Annotated in this window: 30 protein-coding genes; 29 read left to right on the top strand and 1 reads right to left on the bottom strand. The window is 32.4% G+C overall.

Annotated elements, in window-relative coordinates:
- Positions 1 to 159: 159 nt before the first annotated feature.
- From KQX66_RS10455 to KQX66_RS10405, 11 genes are all read left to right on the top strand, one after another.
- Positions 160 to 411, top strand: a complete 252-nt coding sequence (locus tag KQX66_RS10455) for a hypothetical protein (protein WP_216792390.1) — start codon at positions 160 to 162, stop codon at positions 409 to 411.
- Positions 412 to 517: 106 nt separating this feature from the next.
- Positions 518 to 859, top strand: coding sequence for an AbrB/MazE/SpoVT family DNA-binding domain-containing protein (locus tag KQX66_RS10450; RefSeq protein WP_216792389.1), 342 nt, complete (start codon positions 518 to 520; stop codon positions 857 to 859).
- Positions 831 to 1154, top strand: coding sequence for a hypothetical protein (locus KQX66_RS10445; RefSeq protein ID WP_216792388.1), 324 nt, complete (start codon positions 831 to 833; stop codon positions 1152 to 1154). Before KQX66_RS10450 ends, KQX66_RS10445 begins: the two co-directional genes overlap by 29 nt.
- 2 nt (positions 1155 to 1156) lie before the next feature.
- The gene (locus tag KQX66_RS10440) at positions 1157 to 1339 is read left to right on the top strand and encodes a hypothetical protein (protein ID WP_216792387.1); all 183 of its coding nucleotides are present in this window, start codon (positions 1157 to 1159) and stop codon (positions 1337 to 1339) included.
- Between the two features lie 18 nt (positions 1340 to 1357).
- Positions 1358 to 1600 (top strand): hypothetical protein, encoded by a 243-nt coding sequence (locus tag KQX66_RS10435; protein WP_216792386.1) that lies wholly within the window; start codon positions 1358 to 1360, stop codon positions 1598 to 1600.
- A gap of 261 nt (positions 1601 to 1861) precedes the next feature.
- Positions 1862 to 2230 carry a hypothetical protein gene (locus tag KQX66_RS10430; RefSeq protein WP_216792385.1) on the top strand — a complete coding sequence of 123 codons (369 nt, stop codon included), beginning with the start codon at positions 1862 to 1864 and terminating at the stop codon, positions 2228 to 2230.
- 45 nt (positions 2231 to 2275) lie between these two features.
- A complete protein-coding gene (locus KQX66_RS10425) occupies positions 2276 to 2425 on the top strand; it encodes a hypothetical protein (RefSeq protein ID WP_216792384.1) in 150 nt (49 codons plus the stop codon).
- A gap of 21 nt (positions 2426 to 2446) precedes the next feature.
- Positions 2447 to 3235 (top strand): hypothetical protein, encoded by a 789-nt coding sequence (locus tag KQX66_RS10420; protein WP_216792383.1) that lies wholly within the window; start codon positions 2447 to 2449, stop codon positions 3233 to 3235.
- A gap of 369 nt (positions 3236 to 3604) precedes the next feature.
- A complete protein-coding gene (locus KQX66_RS10415) occupies positions 3605 to 3808 on the top strand; it encodes a hypothetical protein (protein ID WP_216792382.1) in 204 nt (67 codons plus the stop codon).
- A gap of 35 nt (positions 3809 to 3843) precedes the next feature.
- The gene (locus tag KQX66_RS10410) at positions 3844 to 4074 is read left to right on the top strand and encodes a hypothetical protein (RefSeq protein WP_216792381.1); all 231 of its coding nucleotides are present in this window, start codon (positions 3844 to 3846) and stop codon (positions 4072 to 4074) included.
- 174 nt (positions 4075 to 4248) lie between these two features.
- Positions 4249 to 5793: an SIR2 family protein gene (locus KQX66_RS10405; RefSeq protein WP_216792380.1), complete on the top strand. Its 1545-nt coding sequence runs from the start codon at positions 4249 to 4251 to the stop codon at positions 5791 to 5793.
- Between the two features lie 568 nt (positions 5794 to 6361).
- On the opposite strand, the gene KQX66_RS10400 is transcribed toward KQX66_RS10405, so the two are convergent.
- Complete coding sequence (locus tag KQX66_RS10400; protein ID WP_216792379.1) at positions 6362 to 6583, bottom strand: hypothetical protein; 222 nt, start codon at positions 6581 to 6583, stop codon at positions 6362 to 6364.
- Between the two features lie 109 nt (positions 6584 to 6692).
- On the opposite strand from KQX66_RS10400, the gene KQX66_RS10395 reads away from it, so the two are divergent.
- The 18 genes from KQX66_RS10395 to KQX66_RS10310 all read left to right on the top strand — a co-directional run bounded on the left by KQX66_RS10395 (position 6693) and on the right by KQX66_RS10310 (position 17896).
- Complete coding sequence (locus KQX66_RS10395; RefSeq protein WP_216792378.1) at positions 6693 to 7433, top strand: helix-turn-helix domain-containing protein; 741 nt, start codon at positions 6693 to 6695, stop codon at positions 7431 to 7433.
- Entirely contained in the window at positions 7433 to 7822 is a 390-nt protein-coding gene (locus tag KQX66_RS10390; protein WP_216792377.1) for a hypothetical protein, read from the top strand. The genes KQX66_RS10395 and KQX66_RS10390 overlap by 1 nt, the downstream gene beginning before the upstream one ends.
- A 155-nt stretch (positions 7823 to 7977) precedes the next feature.
- The gene (locus KQX66_RS10385; protein ID WP_216792376.1) at positions 7978 to 8565 is read left to right on the top strand and encodes a helix-turn-helix transcriptional regulator; all 588 of its coding nucleotides are present in this window, start codon (positions 7978 to 7980) and stop codon (positions 8563 to 8565) included.
- A gap of 333 nt (positions 8566 to 8898) precedes the next feature.
- Complete coding sequence (locus KQX66_RS10380; protein ID WP_216792375.1) at positions 8899 to 9096, top strand: hypothetical protein; 198 nt, start codon at positions 8899 to 8901, stop codon at positions 9094 to 9096.
- A gap of 44 nt (positions 9097 to 9140) precedes the next feature.
- Entirely contained in the window at positions 9141 to 9338 is a 198-nt protein-coding gene (locus tag KQX66_RS10375) for a hypothetical protein (RefSeq protein ID WP_216792374.1), read from the top strand.
- Positions 9339 to 9373: 35 nt separating this feature from the next.
- Positions 9374 to 9865, top strand: a complete 492-nt coding sequence (locus KQX66_RS10370; protein ID WP_216792373.1) for a hypothetical protein — start codon at positions 9374 to 9376, stop codon at positions 9863 to 9865.
- Positions 9866 to 9904: 39 nt separating this feature from the next.
- The gene (locus KQX66_RS10365) at positions 9905 to 10681 is read left to right on the top strand and encodes a hypothetical protein (RefSeq protein ID WP_216792372.1); all 777 of its coding nucleotides are present in this window, start codon (positions 9905 to 9907) and stop codon (positions 10679 to 10681) included.
- Between the two features lie 55 nt (positions 10682 to 10736).
- Positions 10737 to 10967 (top strand): hypothetical protein, encoded by a 231-nt coding sequence (locus KQX66_RS10360; protein ID WP_216792371.1) that lies wholly within the window; start codon positions 10737 to 10739, stop codon positions 10965 to 10967.
- Between the two features lie 566 nt (positions 10968 to 11533).
- On the top strand, positions 11534 to 12874 hold the full coding sequence (locus tag KQX66_RS10355) for a DNA sulfur modification protein DndB (RefSeq protein WP_216792370.1): 1341 nt from the start codon (positions 11534 to 11536) through the stop codon (positions 12872 to 12874).
- Positions 12875 to 12886: 12 nt separating this feature from the next.
- Positions 12887 to 13858: a phage lytic cycle repressor MrpR family protein gene (locus KQX66_RS10350; protein WP_216792369.1), complete on the top strand. Its 972-nt coding sequence runs from the start codon at positions 12887 to 12889 to the stop codon at positions 13856 to 13858.
- A gap of 112 nt (positions 13859 to 13970) precedes the next feature.
- Positions 13971 to 14507, top strand: coding sequence for an accessory gene regulator B family protein (locus tag KQX66_RS10345; protein ID WP_216792368.1), 537 nt, complete (start codon positions 13971 to 13973; stop codon positions 14505 to 14507).
- Positions 14504 to 15181 (top strand): hypothetical protein, encoded by a 678-nt coding sequence (locus KQX66_RS10340; RefSeq protein ID WP_216792367.1) that lies wholly within the window; start codon positions 14504 to 14506, stop codon positions 15179 to 15181. The genes KQX66_RS10345 and KQX66_RS10340 overlap by 4 nt, the downstream gene beginning before the upstream one ends.
- 36 nt (positions 15182 to 15217) lie before the next feature.
- On the top strand, positions 15218 to 15349 hold the full coding sequence (locus tag KQX66_RS10335; RefSeq protein ID WP_216792366.1) for a cyclic lactone autoinducer peptide: 132 nt from the start codon (positions 15218 to 15220) through the stop codon (positions 15347 to 15349).
- A gap of 70 nt (positions 15350 to 15419) precedes the next feature.
- Complete coding sequence (locus tag KQX66_RS10330; RefSeq protein WP_216792365.1) at positions 15420 to 15872, top strand: hypothetical protein; 453 nt, start codon at positions 15420 to 15422, stop codon at positions 15870 to 15872.
- Between the two features lie 204 nt (positions 15873 to 16076).
- Entirely contained in the window at positions 16077 to 16334 is a 258-nt protein-coding gene (locus KQX66_RS10325; RefSeq protein WP_216792364.1) for a hypothetical protein, read from the top strand.
- A 134-nt stretch (positions 16335 to 16468) separates the two neighbouring features.
- Positions 16469 to 16933: a hypothetical protein gene (locus KQX66_RS10320; RefSeq protein ID WP_216792363.1), complete on the top strand. Its 465-nt coding sequence runs from the start codon at positions 16469 to 16471 to the stop codon at positions 16931 to 16933.
- Positions 16934 to 16953: 20 nt separating this feature from the next.
- Positions 16954 to 17427, top strand: coding sequence for a hypothetical protein (locus tag KQX66_RS10315; RefSeq protein WP_216792362.1), 474 nt, complete (start codon positions 16954 to 16956; stop codon positions 17425 to 17427).
- 235 nt (positions 17428 to 17662) lie between these two features.
- Entirely contained in the window at positions 17663 to 17896 is a 234-nt protein-coding gene (locus KQX66_RS10310; RefSeq protein WP_216792361.1) for a hypothetical protein, read from the top strand.
- Positions 17897 to 17990 lie beyond the last annotated feature (94 nt).

Below are 17990 nucleotides of genomic sequence, written 5' to 3'. Positions count from 1 at the left end.
AAAGAAATAAACTTTGAAAGCTTCAGTAGTGATAAATACGAAAAAATTCAAAAGTGGTTACAAGACGATTATAAAGCATGTTTTGAGGGATACAGAGAGCGAAGAAAAAGAAAAGTAAAATCCAATAAATAGTGAATTTTATAAGGAGTTGAAGGGGACATGTTTAGAGAAAATGATTTTTACTATTCTGCTAAAGCATTCCAGACACTAAAAGTGGATAGTTATGGAGATGAAACAGTAAATGAGGCGTTTATTAATAATGAATGGCAGGTGTTTACAGAGCAAATTTTGAAAGGTAGAGAGCCATTGTCTAAGGCATGGGGAGATTTGATTTATATCGGATCTGATGCCGAAACAAGATCAATGAGATGTAGTAAATGGTTAGCACTACAAGAATCGAAATCCCAATAAAATCTTCGTTTTATATAAACGTGTTGCATCAACTGGAGTATTTGAGCTTATCATGCAATATATGGTAACATACAACTAAGAATACTCGTTGGTAAGGAGATGCAACATGCAAATTAGAATTATGGACAATGCGGGTAAAGTTAACATTCCGGCAGAGTTTAGAGCTAAATTTAATATTAAAGCACACGATTATATTGAAATTTATGTTGACGAGATAGGAAACCAGATTTACTTGAAAAAATATATTGGTCATGGTTGCCATTTTTGCGAAAACATTGAGACTGAATTATTTTCCTATAGAGAAAAACTTGTCTGTCATTCATGCGCTCAGGACATATCATTTAGAGCATATCAAGAGAAAGTAAATGAACAAAAAAGAAGGTTGAAAATTGATGGAATTCAGAAAGGGGATGTTCTCGATGTACGCAATCATGAGAAGGTTTATTGAACGCGATTATGTGTTCAATACCGTAAAGAAAAGTAAAAATTACATAACAGACGAAGAAATTAATAACATGCTTGATTTAATGGATCTACAATGGATGGATTACACATTTAAATTTCTGCCTAAGTCGTCAGGCTGGATGATCATTGTTATCGATAATGACACCAATAACAGAATTGAGATTGATGAGTTAGATGGATTTGCATATGACTTTTACATTAGGAATATCACTGAGTTAAGTGTAGATAGAGCAAGAAAGCAAATTAGGGAAAAACTATATTCGGAGGTTGCTATCTAAAAATGAGCATCACTGAGTTTGCTGAAAATGTACTTGGCTTTCAACTAACTTCTTTTCAAAAGGATTTACTCATGATTCTTCAAAATGATTCTGATTACATAAAATACGTCAAAAAGAAAAGTCATACGATGGTTCAAGTATTAGATGTATATGATAGATGGAAAAATAGCATAGCAACTATTTAATTTAAGGAGAGAAGAATAATGGATGTACCTTATGGAGCATGTTCATGTTTGTTTAGCGGAATTCTAAACAAGATTGAATGGATCAAATCACAGATAAAAGTGGTTCATGATGAGCCCTACAGTTATATTGAGAGGTACTACAACGAAATAGTTGAGGCCATTGAGTTTTATAACACGTACTGTATTGCATCTGGAGCACATCTTACAGCGGCATTAGAGGAGTTAACACCAATTTATAAGCAATATATGAAAATTGATTAGATTGAATTTGAAACTGATTCAGTATTTCTTTCGGGGGATGTCATTGCTATGAGTAAATGTCCGAAATGTTCCAATACAATAGGTTTTGTGTTTGGGATGTGTACTTCTTGTGGTTGGAACTATATTTCAAACAAATGGGAGAGGATCAAAGTCAATCCTGACAGACTCCCAGAAGAAATTAGATATTATTTGATCGAACAACATGCAAGTAGATATGAGAGCAAATGAAATTTGTGTTTTATAGGAAAAGGGGAATAGACAATGAACGAAAAGTGGATCGGGCCCGAAGATAATACCAGTGGTAGTTACTATGCCGTTGAATCATGCAAAGAGTTACGGCGTAGAACAGGAGGACATTTAAATGCAATGAAGTTGTATAAGTTCAACAGTAGATTTGGTGAAGAGTATTATATCACTGATGACATTATTATTACAGAAATTGAAAAAGTGCTTGAATTTCATGATTCTTCTGCATTGTATGAATATCTCTATAACCTAGTTATTCAAAAGTTCGGCGTACTTGATTTTATTGAGGGCATTGATCATAAAATTGCACATGAGCGCGATGTAAGATACAGAGAAGGTAAGTTGTGTAAGCAGCAGGAGATTCGGGAGGTTCTGGGTATTTAAAAATCGGAATACTCGTTTTCATTAGAAAAGGAGAATTGAAAAAGAATGAGTATTTCTAATCAAGAGCTAGAGGCACTAAAAAAAGAATATGCTAGAAATCATTTGGTCCAAAGATTAATTAGAGCAGTAGAAAGATTAACAGAAAATATGAATCCGAAGAGTAAAATATACTTTTCTCTATGGATAAATTTATAAACAAAAAAGGAGACACGAATAATGGCAAAACAAGTTTCTATGGATTTTAGTGGTAATGAATTGATTTTGGTAGAGAGTAGAACTATGCGTGATGAATATGTCTTTAAAGACAATGTGATGGATAAGGTTAAGATTGTTCCCAAATTGCCTTCAACTATGGGTGTAACTGTAGAAATGGCTGCTAACTACTATGAAGTAGGATATGAGGCAATTAAATCGATTCTGAAAAGACACCGGAACGAATTTAATGAATACAATGAGTTGAAATCATTAAAAGGCAAGGAACTAAAAGACTTTAAGGGGTCGGTTCAGGGTGAACCTGACCTTCGGAATCTGGAAACAACATCAATCTTAACATTAATTACTCGTCGTGGTTTGCTTCGTATTGGCATGTTACTGACAGAATCCGAAGTGGCAAAATCAATTCGTAACTACTTGCTGAATGTTGAAGAATTTGCCCCAGATGAGATTAAGCGATGGGCGGTTGAGCGTGAGATTTCTAAGCTTGAACGCAGATTATTGACAGATTCAATTCAGGAATTTTACGTTGCTCTTTCAGACAAAGATGATCAATTCAAGTATGCTAAGTTCACAAATCTTGTATATAAAGTTCTATGGGATACTGATGCGAAGCATCTTAAAGAAGTTTATGGAATCGAAAAAAATGAACTATTAAGAGATGCTTTCAGTACTGAAGATTTAAAGAAGGTTGTAAAAGTGGAACGTGCCATTGCTGGAATGCTTAATGTTGATTTTAATTATAACGAAATAAAGGAAAGGTTAATGAATAATAAAGAAAGATTTCAATAGTGAAATATATAACTTTATAAATCGAAGTGAGGATGATGAGTTATGAAGGGTCTCAATAAATACATGGTTCTTCTAGGTGGAAGACCAGCCATTCATAAGTTAGGGAACATAGGAAGAGAAGAAGATGATTTTATTTGAGTCTTTGAAGAAGATGAGGAATACTACATTGGAAGTTTTGCAGAAGGTTTTGGCTTTATTGATGTGAAATTTAAAAAGGAAGATTGTAGAAGTTTAACCAAAAAAGAAGTTGATCATTTAAATGGCCGATGGCACGGTATAAATAATCGTCCATACTATCAAATATGGATTGACTATGAGGGCAATGTAATTAATAAAGATAAGTAAATTCAATTTTCAAATGGAGGTCCTATGTTTAAAAATGATATTGAAGATATTCGAGTGTTTTTGAACACTCCTAGAGTGGTTGGATTACCAAAAGAATCTGCTTTAAAACTTATAGAAGAAATAACACAATTACGAGGATTATTAAAAGAAATCAAGGATTACAATGCTTACAGTTGGAACAACGATAGGCAATTCATTGAGAGTCGCATTAATGAGGCGTTAAAATGACCTAATATAATTCGCAATTCATAAGGAGGGTTAAAATGTTTATCTATGACCTGTGGGAACAATCAAAAGGGAAGTCGGTTTTTATTGAAACAGATTGCGAAAAGTTTGTATTTGAAAAAGAACTTTATGAATTTCTGAATAACGATTTCCAAAGTAACGAGGGGTTAACGATTGAAAAATTAGCATCAAAGCTTTCAGAGAAAGGATTTACTGCTAGAGCTTTATACCCTAATGAATGGTTTCAATGGTGGGGAGAGAGTCAGTAAAATCCGCATTTCATTTGATAAAGGGAAGCAATGTGTGAAAGTTCAATTCATAAATGGAAGCATATTGTAAATATATATTATTTCGGTTACTATTTAAGGAGGAATGATAAGTTCATAATTTATGGAACTTTCAATGGAGTTTAAAACATCGTTCAGATAAAGGAAGGTGATTATGTGAATATAAAACAATTTATATCTAATTTTACCAATCATCCAGTGCTTTTCATAGGTACAGGGATAAGCCTAAGATACCTAGAAAATTCTTTTACATGGGATGGTTTATTATCACATATTTCCCAAACGATTAAAGGTTCAGATGAGTTTTATTATGATTTAAAATCAAAACATGGGAAGAATGGAGTTTTTGATTATCCTAAAATTGCGCAAGATCTTGAAACTGAATTCAATGAAGTGCTTAAGCAGAATCGAGATGGAGATTTTAAAGAGATAAATGATCAGTTTTATGAAAATATGAAAAATGGTATAAATATAAGTCGTTTTAAGTTATATATTTCTCATGTTTTAAAAAATTTTAAAGTTAGAAGTAATCAAGTTCACGAAATTAATGAATTAAAAAAAGTAAGAAAAAACGTTGGCTCTGTTATTACTACTAATTATGATAAACTGATTGAAGATGTATTTGAATTCAAGCAACTTATAGGAAATGATATTTTATTAAGTAACCCATATGGTTCGGTCTATAAGATACATGGTTGCGTTGATGATCCTAGTAAGATAATAATCACAGAAGATGACTATAAGATTTTCGATGAAAAATATGAACTAATACGGGCTCAGTTATTATCATTGTTCATTCATAATCCAATAATATTTTTAGGATATAACATAGGAGACAATAACATTAAGAGTATCCTAAAAACCATATTTACATATATCAACCTTAACACTCCTGAAGCTGAAAAAATAAGGAGAAACTTTTTACTAGTTGAATATGAAAAAGGATCACAAAATGTCGAAGTTGTTGATCATGATATTGATATGAGTGGCTTTGCTACAATACGAATAAATAAAATTAAGACAGATAATTTTTTAGAAATATATAAGCATCTGGCTAATTTAAGTCTTCCGGTCTCTGCAATGGATATTAGAAAAGTACAATCTATTGTGAAAGAACTATATACTGGTGGCAATATTGAAGTTAAAATAACCGAAGATATAGACGCACTTAAAAATGGAGAGAAAGTTTTAGCTATTGGTTCATTAAAAACAATTAAGTATGAATTCCAAACAACCTCAGAAATAATGGAAAATTATTTTAAAATTATAGATGAATCAAATCACCAGTTATTAAAGATAATTGATAAGCATAGGATTCAAAGTAGTCAGTACTTTCCTATATTTGGTTTTAATATTATTCAATGTGAACTTGATTGCGCTAGTAAATTAAAAATCATTCAAAAAGACAAAATTGCAAACCTAATAAAAGGAGTATCTGATTTTGCAGAAGAGCATAACACGATTAGTGGTATTTTAGATGATGAAAAAATTCCACAAACTAAAAAGATCATAGCCATAATTTTGGGAATTATACATGAAAGAATTCAAATTGATATAGTTGAAAATTATCTAAGGGATTACTCTGATAAAAAATCTACAGACTATAGGAGGCTTTTATGTGTCTATGATTATAAAAAATACGCCTCCGAAAATGAGCAATTAAATGATATAGCATTGAAACCGATACTTTTACGAAAATGAATTAAAACCCCAAACACAGTCGAGGATCTTTCTTGACTGTGTTTGTTTTGTGAAAAATTGCTAACAAAAAGCTTGCTTATGGCTGGCAACAAACACTACAAATACAGAGATAAAAAAGACCCCAAATGGGGTCTAGAGTGGTCCATAGCTGCTTAGATACTAACTTTGAGGGGCCTAACCCGAAAGGGGTCTATGACTTTAAACAGAAGGATATAAAGCGAGACGAAGATCTTCAACAATACAACAACTACTCTGAAGATTTTTGTTAGAGCTGGAAAGTCCAATTCATCATCACTTATTTTCTCTACTTGATTCATAATAATTTTTAATAACGGTGGTGCAATTTTAAAAAAGAAAAAATAAGTTGTAAAGTATAATAACGGATCATTTTGCATTGGTATCACCTCCTTTCTAAGAATTCTAAAAATTTCTATATATTAAAAAAAGCGAAGCCTAATATATCCATTAAAGGACTATTAGCGTGCTTCGCTTTTTTGGGGGCCGGATTTTTGTCTGACCCATATTAAATTAAATCTATTATATACCTTGATTGAGAACAAATCAACAATCACAAATCATAGGGGGAAACAACCTCTATCAATTTATGTTTTATGTTAGAAAACGTAAAAGGGCAAGCACCACCTGTTTTTTTATGTATGTCACCTTCAATCAAAGTAATATTTTTTATATATTCACTAATCTCTAGAGCAGCATTCTCTTTTTGATTAACTGGTATATATAATGGGATTCTTAATTCCACGTAAGCCATCGTTCCATTTTGAAATTCCATGTTGATTTCCCCTCTCTTCTTGGTTACAATTGTGATAGTAGTTGTGTAACCACAATATAACACCATGACAGCACAATTGCAACTATATTTTAAGAAAGGGTGGTTACAAATGAAACCAAGCGCAAAAGACTTTGGTGGATACTTAAAAATGTTGAGACAGCGATGCGGTATGACAGTAAGGGAACTTGAGGATAAATCTGGCGTATCACATTCATATTTAACCCAGATGGAAAACGGTCGAAGGGGTGTACCATCCCCAGATATATTAAAAAAACTGTTTGAGCCGCTTAACACATCTTACGATGATCTAATGGCTGCCGCTGGCTACTTGGAACCGAGAGTCGATAATGTTTATTCTGAACTTAAAAACGATTCTTCTATGTTTTTGGATATGAAAGGTCAATATAATGTTGCAAATAAAACATTAGACCTATTACAAAGAAATAATGAATCACTTCTTGAAGATGAGGTTGTTCAGATCCCCATTTACGGAGAAATTAAAGCTGGTTATAACATGATAGCAGAACAGAACATTATTGGTTACAAAGTCGCCTCAAAAAAAGAAGTATCTGATGGTGAATATTTTTATTTGATCGTGAAAGGGGACTCAATGATTGATGAGGGAATTAGAGAGGGATATAAGGTTTTAGTTAAAAGACAGTCCTTCGTTGAAAACGGTAAAATAGGTGTGGTCATAGTGAATGGCGATGAAGCAACTTTGAAGCGAGTATTTTATGATGGTTCAAACGTAATTCTTCAGGCATCGAACAAAGAAATACCTCCGAGAGTTTTATCAATTGGAGACGTTATGATACAAGGACAAGTAAGATCGGTGGTGTTTGATGTTTAATGGCCACCAAAGTTGAGGTCTATTACGACTATTATGATGGAGAGTTATGCCCTCAATGGATGGTGATCAAGTTTGGCAGGGGTAAAATTGATTGGGCTAAGAAATTTGTTTACTTACCTATTGAGTTGCCATTCAAACGAAAAACTTCCGAAGAATTTTGTGATATAGAAATGGGGTTTAGTGTTACAATAGTTGATCTTGTGATGAATAATGAGAAGGAAGGTTACTTTGGAATCAATCTCAGTAGCATCAAGGATAGGGTAAATAAGATGAGAGGTAGAGGAGAGTTCCCTTATCTTATTGAAGAAGTGGAGACGTTTATTATTCAGATTTGCGACTTAGAAGAAGTTTTAGCGTGTCATGAAAATAAACGATATGCTTGGAGATGAAATAATAATTCATGGGCTTTAGGCCCATTTACAAATAAGTAAAATATGAATAAAAATTAATAATATAATTGATTTAGATTTCTAAATATGTTATTATCAAAATGTGGAATTAAATTTTAAAATTGGTTATGATAAAGGAGGAAGGAGCAGTTTGAATGATTAGTTATGAACCTCTTATAGAACATCTGAAAAGCAATGGCATTACGATTAAAGTACTTGGAGAACTGACTGGCTTATCCACAGCTACAATGGCAAAATTCGCAAAAAATGAGAGTGTAACTTTAGAGACCATTGACAAAATTTGTGTTCTATTTGGTTTACCCATTGAGAATGTAGTTCAGATCAAAGCTGAAGATGGAGAATTATTTAGCAGTGGTACATATGACGACAGGCTATTAAGAATCATCAAAGAACTAAGAGAAGAATTAAAAGAAAAAGAAAAACTTCTTGAAAGTTACGTAGTAACTTCTGAGGCTAGAAAAGCAAAAGTATTCAGCCCAACTGTGCAATCTAACAGAGAATTTTCAGAGGGATCCTTCAGTAAGCGAGTGAAAGAAATGAGAAAAACTGTAGGTCTGACTGTAAAAGAACTGGCGGATTTATCAGGATTAACTCAACCAACAATTACTAATTTGGAGAATGGAAGCAATACCAATCCAAAAATCAACAGTGTTATCAAGTTGTGTGATGTATTCGGCTGCTCTGTTGATTGGTTGATGTTTGGCGATGACAACAAAAATTAAGTCTTATTATTCATGAAAAGAGGAGAAACCATGGATATCGTCTATCAAAAATTAACTAGCAATAGGCAAGTGTTTGAAGTTAGTAATACGAGATATGTTTACCAAATTAAATATTCACTTAAACTTAATTTCTCAAAAGAATATTTTCAAACATATATTACTTCTAATGAAAAAATGGACATCAACGAGTTAATGGAAGAATTAAACAATATGATAAAGACTAAATACATGCATTCGGCTTATAAACTAGTAAATCTTGTTTCTTTCGAAATAGTTGCGGCGTATGATTTGAAAATGTAATGAAATTCAGATTTCATAAGGAGATGATTTTAAATGGAGAAGAAAAAAATAGAAATATTAATTAAGAAATGTAATAGCAAAGACTATTGGTACTTTAATAAGGTTGGACATAAGTTCATCGCTACTGAGGATAGCGAAAGTATGTATTGGGTGGATAATCACAAACTTATAGGTGACGACTCGGAAACAGGTGGAGTTTTTAAATGTGATGCTGAAGTTTTAAGTCGATAAAAGTCTGCTTTTATAAAAAAGCCAAATTAAAGGAGAAGATACAAATGAGGACACTTTCCCAAATCGATTATGCTATCGATGAGCTACTGCAAGAAAAAGAGGCAGTGAAGCAACAAGAAGTTGAAGATAAAATAGCCGAGTTTACAAAAATCATGGTTGAAATGCCGCCAAAAGATAGTGAGGACCTAAGTAGACTTCTTAGAATGTTTGCAAGAGATGTTAAGTATATTACTGAAAAATAATCCTTTGAAACACAGATTTTATTGGGGGCGATGTTTTGTTTTGGAAATCGAAGAAAAATGATCAGCACAATCTCGGCATTATTAATGAAGTCATCGAGACATCGCATAGTATTGTAAATTCTTTAATGAGAGACATTAGAGAGAGATTTTCCGAGTTCGATCTTGGTGATCAATCCATATGGGAAAGAAATTTATTTTTAACTTGCATTGGAACTACATTGTTTTGTAACAACAGAGCCTTTTATGACGAGAAATTGAAGAAAGCTTTACAGATTCTGAATGACAGATTGCTTGAAGAAGGTTTTTTATATGTAGCAGAATATCTCACTCATATGTCTAAAGTTTCATTCAATTCTGATATCAGTGGCGACAAAATACAAGAGCATTTAGCTGTTTGGTTGTACATTAATATTAGAAATACCGAAGGTTTTGTGGAGGAAGAAACGCCTCCATATGCGTTCGCTGGAACAATTATTCATCAAGTCTTTGGCGATATCCTTGATAAACACAGTATTGCTATGAAATGACGATTTCATAAGAGAATTAGAGGTGGAAATTGACAGCAAATGATAATTCTAAATTTAACTTCTATTTTAGCATCCATTGGTGGAGTAGGAGTAATCGGGCTTACTATATGGGCAGCAATAAAGTTTTTATCAAAAACATATGTTGATAATTATTTCAAAAAAGAACTTGAAGAACATAAAAATGAATTACAACAAATGCTAGAGGTTAAAAAACATGAATTGCAACAAATTTCTGAATTAAATAAGTTTGATTTACAAAGAAAAATGCAAGATTTTAATCTTTTTACACCCAAAAAGCATTCTGTCTATGCTGAACTTTATGGGTTATTTCTGAAAGCGGAAAAAGTACCAAGAGGATTAATGGGGTTTCGTCAAGTGCCAGACTATTTAAAATTCAATTCTTCAGAACTTGAGTATTCCCTCAAAAATATGGGTGTTCCAGATATACAAATCCAGAAGTTCTCAATCGGTTGGGATCAAAGTAAATACACTCTGATTGATGATTTAAGATCATATGTTCATTTTTTTGAAATTCTACAGGCAAAATTAGCTTTTCAAGAAGCTAGAGACAAATTTCATGAGTCTAAGCTCTACCTTTCAGAAAAAATTAGTGGAATATGTGATGAGTTAATAATAACAATATGGCATTACATCATTGATATAGAGTACATTTTTGATAAAGATTCTAATGGTCCAGAAAGAGCGGCCCATCGAAGATTATATCAGGAGAAAGAAGAGAGAATGACAGAATTGATGGATGAGCTCCTTAAAGAAATGAAAGAGGAAATATCTGTGGGATACTATGGAAATGGTTGAAAATAATAAATTATATAATGTGATTTATACTTTAAAATGAACGAGGAAGACAATTATGGGGAGATTTAAAGAAGATATTTATGCGACTTTAAACAATGGCAAAGATCCAAGAGAAGAATGGACAGAAGCTTATAATAAGTTGACCAGAATTATATGGGTTAAGTTTTATAAATCAGCAACTAAATATAGAAAGCTGACAACCAAAGAATTGCTTACAATGTACGATGCAATCCATAATGGAAAAGAGTTAGAAGAAGCATATGAAGAAGCAACACAAATTAATTGAGATTACTTGTACAAGGGTTTTACCTACCAATGATATATTAATACTTAATGTATAATTGGTAGGTAAACTTGATTTTAATCGACACAATTCGACAAATGCAAAGATTCTACTATGAAACTTGAATTTTATGGTGTTTTGTGACGATTATTGATGCTATAATCATAGATGACATTATCAATGATGGTGATGAAAATATGATTAAGTTTAAATCAGAAATCGAAATGTATGGGGTTTTCATTAGGCCACACTATGCTCGAAAGCAGTATACAGTTGTGGATCATGCGAAAAGAGAAGTGCGAAAAGCACAAAGAATTCATTATTCATACAATGTACCTGCAATAATTCATGTCTATGAGAAAGAAGAAAATGGGGACTGGAGACTAATTCAACAAGTCCAAATTCCTGCATCATAGGTACAAATCCTTATAAAATACATTTTTCATGATCATTTTTATCATGTTGAATGTATTTTTTTATTTCTCTGTGTTATACTATATTACATATAGTCAACGAAAAAAATGTATGGCCTATAGTGTTACATAAATTAGTATAGAGGAGTGTAAATTATGAGTAGCGCAAGTGCAGAACAACTTGATTTAAATGAATCACTGTCTCTTGTTTTTACCGAACTGAATAAAGATAAGGAACAACAACGAGAGATAGATGATATTTTAGCATCTCATAACATCCCAAGAGGAACATTTCTAGAGATATTGGTAAATCCAGAACGTGTAGAATTGCTTGAGAAAGATGAATTATGTTTGCTGGTAACAAGTCTGTATCAGGTAACAAATGATGAGAGAATCAGACCAACTCATTTCTATAGTGAAAAAGAAATAAATAGAGCCAAGAAATATAAAAAGAAAATTGATGATTCGTATGCTTTGCCTCATGTTTATGAGAGAGTGTTGTCTGGTAGTGAGAATGACTACATGTTAAAACTCTCCTATCAAGAAATAAAGAAATCGTGGGATGAGGAGTTCTGGACTTACAATTTTGAAACTCAACGGAATCCAGTGAAAAAAATCAAGAAAGATGGAACTGTCAAATATACACCAAAAGTTAATAAACGAAGCGTCAAAGAAATAAAAGATCTGATGCTTCAAGGTAAGTATAAACCTGATGTCATCGTCTTGAACGTACTAATGGATGGTACTGATGAGATTTTCTATAACGAAAATGATCTTGAACTAACAATTGAAACGGCTACTCAGATAGATTTGATTGATGGTTTTCATCGTGTTGAAGCTGTAATTGCTGCACTTGAAGAGAACCCAGAACTAGAAGGGTATCTCTATGTGAGCATTAGAAACTACGATCTTGAGACAGCTAGATATTATTTAGGGCAGCACAATAGTTTCAATACATTCGATAAAACTCATATCAGAGAACTGAAGAGTCTCAATATCTCTGATAATATCGTCAAGGATCTGAATACAAAATCTGATCTTAAAGGACGCATTACAACAAGCACAGCGGTTAAACATAAGTTCAAAGAAATTACAAACTTCAAGGTTCTATCTGATGCTATCCAAGATATTTTCGAGCCGAAAACTGGTAAGGATAGACTGGATATCTCGTATACACTTATCAGATTTTTTGATTACTTACTTGGCTCTTATGAAGAAGCATTTGTTACAAACGTGGCTGAAGTAGCGAAAAAATCTTGGATTAACCATCACAACACTTTTGTTGGTTATATTGTTTTGGCTAAAAAGTTATTTGATAAACACGGAAAAGACTTTCCAGTTGATGAAATTGTTCGAGTTGTAGATGAAATTAATTTTTCCAAAGAAGGATCTGAATTTAACGATCTCATGACAACGCAAGGGAAGGTCAATTCAAATCAAGTCAAACGACAAATCAGAAACTTCTTTGAAGAAAAAGTTGGACAATTTTTGGCATAAGGAGATATTGAGATGTCGAATAGAATATATGAAGATGCGATGTTCAATGAAGATATAAAGGAAAAATTCATAAGTGAGTACGGAAAAGGTACTCAAAAAATAATTTCGCGTATCTTTAAAATATCAAATGCTATTGAAAATGATTTGAAGAAGGATCTTTACTCATTCAGTCGTGAAGAGTTGAGAAGGCTTATGTTTCTGTTTATGCCTACCACGGAAAACTCTTCAAGGCACAATGTCTCTTGGGTGTCTAAGTACATTGATTGGGCAACTGATCATGGGTATAAGAGTGGTCTTAACCCATTAGATACAGTGGGTAGGGACTGGCATAAACAATTTGTGAATAATAATCTCAAAAAGTATTGGACAACCAATGAGATTAACAGCATCATTCAGAAATGCGCTAATGCACAAGATGCTGTTATCATCAGTCTAATATTTAACGGTGTTGGTGGAGAAGGTCACAGTGAATTATTGAATTTGACCAAAAAAGACGTTGATGCTTTCAATTCTAAGTTGCACTTGATTGCTGAAGACGGAAGTAAACGAACCATTACAGTTGATGAAAAATGCATTAAACTTTGCGAGCAAGCGTTACATGAGGATACTTATGAAAAGATGAATGGCAATACAAGTCCTGACAACAGAGCTGACTTGGCCAACCTTATTGATAATGATTTTGTGATTAGATCTGCAAATACGAACACTGAACATTTCAATGAGGCAGAGAAGAATATAGTTTATCGTCGGCTCAGTAAGATTGCTAATGAAATAAATGAACCATACTTCACACCTAGAAATATTGCTTACTCTGGTATGTTGGCGATGGCAAAAGAATTATATTCTAAAAGTGGAAAGTTGGATAAAGAAGAATATAAACTTATTGCTGAGCAGTTCAACTTCAATATGGAGCAAAGTCTCACTCGAATTAAAAATGAGTTTTTAAACGTGGATACACTTAAAAGTCTTTACCCCAATATCTAATTGGGGTTTCTTTTTCCTATGAAAATAAAATATGAAAAATATATGTTGACTTCTCAGTGTGGAAAATGGTATATTTTATCTATCAAAAGAAGATATTTTCTAGGAGGGTAAATTGTTAAATAAAATTGCATGCTATACTTCATCTTTTTTAAGTAATACTATTCAAGATTCTAAGTATACTGCCGAAGAATTAGAATATGGAATTAAAATATTGTTAAACAACATATCAATTCTGGTAATATCTTTTTTAATTTCTTATTTATTTAATGATACATATTCTTGGTTTATAGTTACAGCCAATTTTGTTTTGTTGCGTTTCTTCTCTGGAGGAGTACATTTTAAATCATCGGAGGCTTGTATTATTGTCTCTACTTTTTTAATAGTCTTCATTCAGATAATAGTCCCATACATAACTTCTTATATTCCAGTATTGAATGCTATATCGTTATTAATTGTTCTTTTATTGGCACCCTCTGGGATACATAATCAAATTAATCTCAAAGCAAAAAATATCGAAATATATTTTAAGTTTATATCGGCTGCCCTAGTCTTAATTAATTTCTTAATTATTGAATCTAATTTAGTCTCTGTTACGTATTTTATTCAATCACTATTATTAATTCTAAATTTAAGGAAGCAAAGAGGATGAACTACCTATACTTTTTATTCTTTTCTTCACTAGAGGAATTTGGAGTTCTTTTGTTTGGGCTCATACTTTTTAGAATTAGATTACCAAAACATCTGCGGCATAGGATTCCACTTCTGAGTCTAATAGTGGCTCTAGTATCACTCCTGTTAAAGAACTTAGAAGGGTGGAGTAACTTTTCGTCAATTATTTTGCTTATATTAGTTTTAATAATGGTAAGACCTTTGCTTAAATTTGGAGTAAAATTAACATTTTTATATGTCACAGTTCCACTTGTGATTTTTATAGTAGTTCAGGCAATTGTGATAGTTCTTATGCAGTGGTATGGTTTAGTTAGATCTGAATATAACTCATTCTCTCACGAATCCTACTTAATTCAACTAATTACTTTTATAGCAATGCTCTTGATCTCAAAGGTCACTGCTCATATAACTGAAGGTTTCTCATTTGATCCAGATGATGATTCTGGCAGCGAGAGAAAGTTAGTTTATTCGAATCGAATTTTTCTAATTATTATTTCAATTGCTCTTTTGTTGCTATCAGGATTGTATTACATCAGAAGATTTTTATCAGACTCTTTTGCAGACATTACTTTAATTGTAGCCTTTATTTTCTCGATTATTATCTTATTTATTTTATATAAAAGAGATGAAGAAGAATCAAAGCAAACGATCTGAATTATCTCTTAGATTGTATGTAAAGGAGGTATGAAAATGAGCAAGATTTATAAATTACCTGTTTATGCTCTTGTGATGGTTATTGGTGCAGTTGCAACATTTTTTGCAACCACAAATTCAACTTGGTTTGTGCATCGACCAGAGGCACCAAAATCTTTATTGAAGTAATAAGATGTCAAATGTGGGTGGAAGGGAATTGACCCCTTCTTCCCTTTATTTCAAGGAGTGATTTTAGTACATGCAGGATATTCATCTCATTGTAAAGGGAAGAATAGATGGCTCGGAACAATATGAATTATTTAATGTCTGCGAAGTGTATTACATTGATTTTCATGTTGATTTTTCGACTTTTATAATGGATCATAAAAAATACTTGTGCCCCATAACTAAAGTTGGACTCATTGAACTGATTGAAAATTTGAACTTTCGATTAGTGGATCGTGATCTTTATGTGAATATGGATCATGTGAAGAAAATTCATAGTCTCGCAAATGCAATAGTATTCTCTGACGTGTCTTCATATAAAGAAGTGCAAGAAAATAAACTTCCTTGTGTTTATATAAATAGCAGGAGAATGAATGAGTTTAGCAAACTATTCTCCAAAGAACAGGATCTTGCCTATAAAATTGAAGCAAACAAGGATAGAAGATCAAAAGCCTTTTCTTTTAGGAGAAATACTGATTATTATTGAGCCATCATTACTTTATTGAATGATGGTTTTTTTGTTTTGTTCTATTCGACAAAATATTACATTATTCGACTTATTGCGTGTCAATGCATATTTTGTTTGCATTGTAAAGCACAATTTTCTGAAAAACTGTTGGGAAAATGCGGTAGTGATATTGATACAATAGTATTGTAGGGAATATTTAACTGTGAGAGGATTGATTTAAAAATGACATTTTGGTCAGAAGACAAACCAAACAATAGTGAAATTGCGTCAGGATGCAGTTTTGAGCGCCTTCAAAATGAGTTAGAACTTATTGAATTGGAATTAGAGAATGCCTCTGACTATGTTAGAACTCTTTTGGAATGTCGCAAAGACGTTCTATCAAAAAAGAAAGATATGATGTTAATTTATGGTCAGATAAGTGAGGAAGAACTGGCGGATATTTATCAAGATGAATACTACAACAAGAAAATGGGACATTAAGGCAGCGGCAACTGCTTAATATCCCTAACCATTACACTTAGTATCTTATTACATTAGCGCGATTTTGAAAATAGTATCTTACAATTCAAATTCCTGTTGACTAACTGTATTTATAATGTTATGGAGGAGTCCTTATGTTGCAACTTAGTGATTTTCATCTGCCAGTGATCAATCAGACGACAGGTCAGCTTGAATCAATTTGTCTTGCAGACGTAGAGAAAATCACTAAGAACAACAGGGACAATACCATTTATCATTTAAATGGAACTGAGTATATGCTTGTTACTTCTTTGGATGACTACGCAGAGCATATGTTTCATCTTGGGCTTAGGGACTTTGATAAATCGAACGTTGTAAATGTCTATAAGGTAAAAGAATATGATGAGGACTTAAAAAATGTATACTTCGATGATCAAAGAAGTAGATTTGCAGCAGTGACTACCATTCATAATAAATATGTGAAATTAATGGTGGATGGTTTTAGAGCAAGAAAAAGACTTCATCAGATAGATCGTGAATATCTTGAAACTGAAACCACCACAAATAAAAAAGCTAAAAAGTTTTTGGATTTCTTTATGCGGAAAACAAAAAACATCTAAGACTCAAGGGAGAATAATGTATGGTTGAAGCCAAACATAAGCAAAAATATTATTCTGGTGCGAGCGACAATTGGGAGCGTAGCAGAAAAGAATTTCTACGGTGGATTGAATATGAATGCGGATTCAATAAGGACAGTGAGGAATTTAAAGATCTACATTTCCTTGTCAATGGGTCAACTGATATTCAGAACTGGATTGAGTTTTTTGATGGTGATATTGAAAGTATCTCTGAAGCAACTAAAAAGTATAAACAATGGAGAAAGGATTCTTGCGAACTAACATTAGATGATTTTCTTTATTTTGCGGATATGGATCTCGAATCCACTCTCGATGCATTATTCATGGAATTTACAACAAAAAGAGATGTTATCGAACTTAGGATTATGATTCATCAAGGAAAAATCACTTTAGAGGAATTATATGAGTTAAGAAAGAGTAACCCATCTCAATATAATTCTCTTAGCAAGTTTCTTGACTTAGATAAGAAGCTATAAAAAGCTTCTTTTTTTTGTTTCAAAAAATAAAAATAAAATATACATAAAGATAATATAAATTGACGATTTGTTATATTCTATGTTAATATAGAAACAGGAAATACTAACCAAATTGTAGAATACATAGTAGAATAAAATGGTTAATTTATTGGGAAATTACATGATTATAGAGGCCAATGAGATTTAAGTCATTGTACAATCTAATAGAAAACAAAAGCGAGGAGAGTTTACTCATTTGAATACTATTCCAAAAGAGGTCATAAAGGCGATAAAAGATGCTCATAAGCATTTTAAAAAGGCGAATGAGGCTAATCAGATAGCTCGTGATTGGCTAGAAGCGCAGGGCCTGCTGGGAGAAGTAAAGAACACTGACTTTTTAGAAATTGAAGATCAGTATATTGATGTTGTAGAACATTCTGCCGGTGATTTGGATGATTTGCTGAAGTTAATCAAAGATGCTATTAAATAATCTCAATCTAATGAAAGCGAAATTTTATTGGGAAGGAGGTTTAGTAGATGAAGAAGAAAATTCTGTGGTGTTGTGCAAAGTGTTTGCGCGAAAA

The organism is Paenibacillus oleatilyticus, from assembly GCF_018998565.1.
GTDB classification, from domain to species: domain Bacteria; phylum Bacillota; class Bacilli; order Paenibacillales; family NBRC-103111; genus Paenibacillus_G; species Paenibacillus_G oleatilyticus.
The sequence above is the reverse complement of the archived record's forward strand: the minus strand, read 5'-3'. Positions and strand labels throughout refer to the sequence as shown.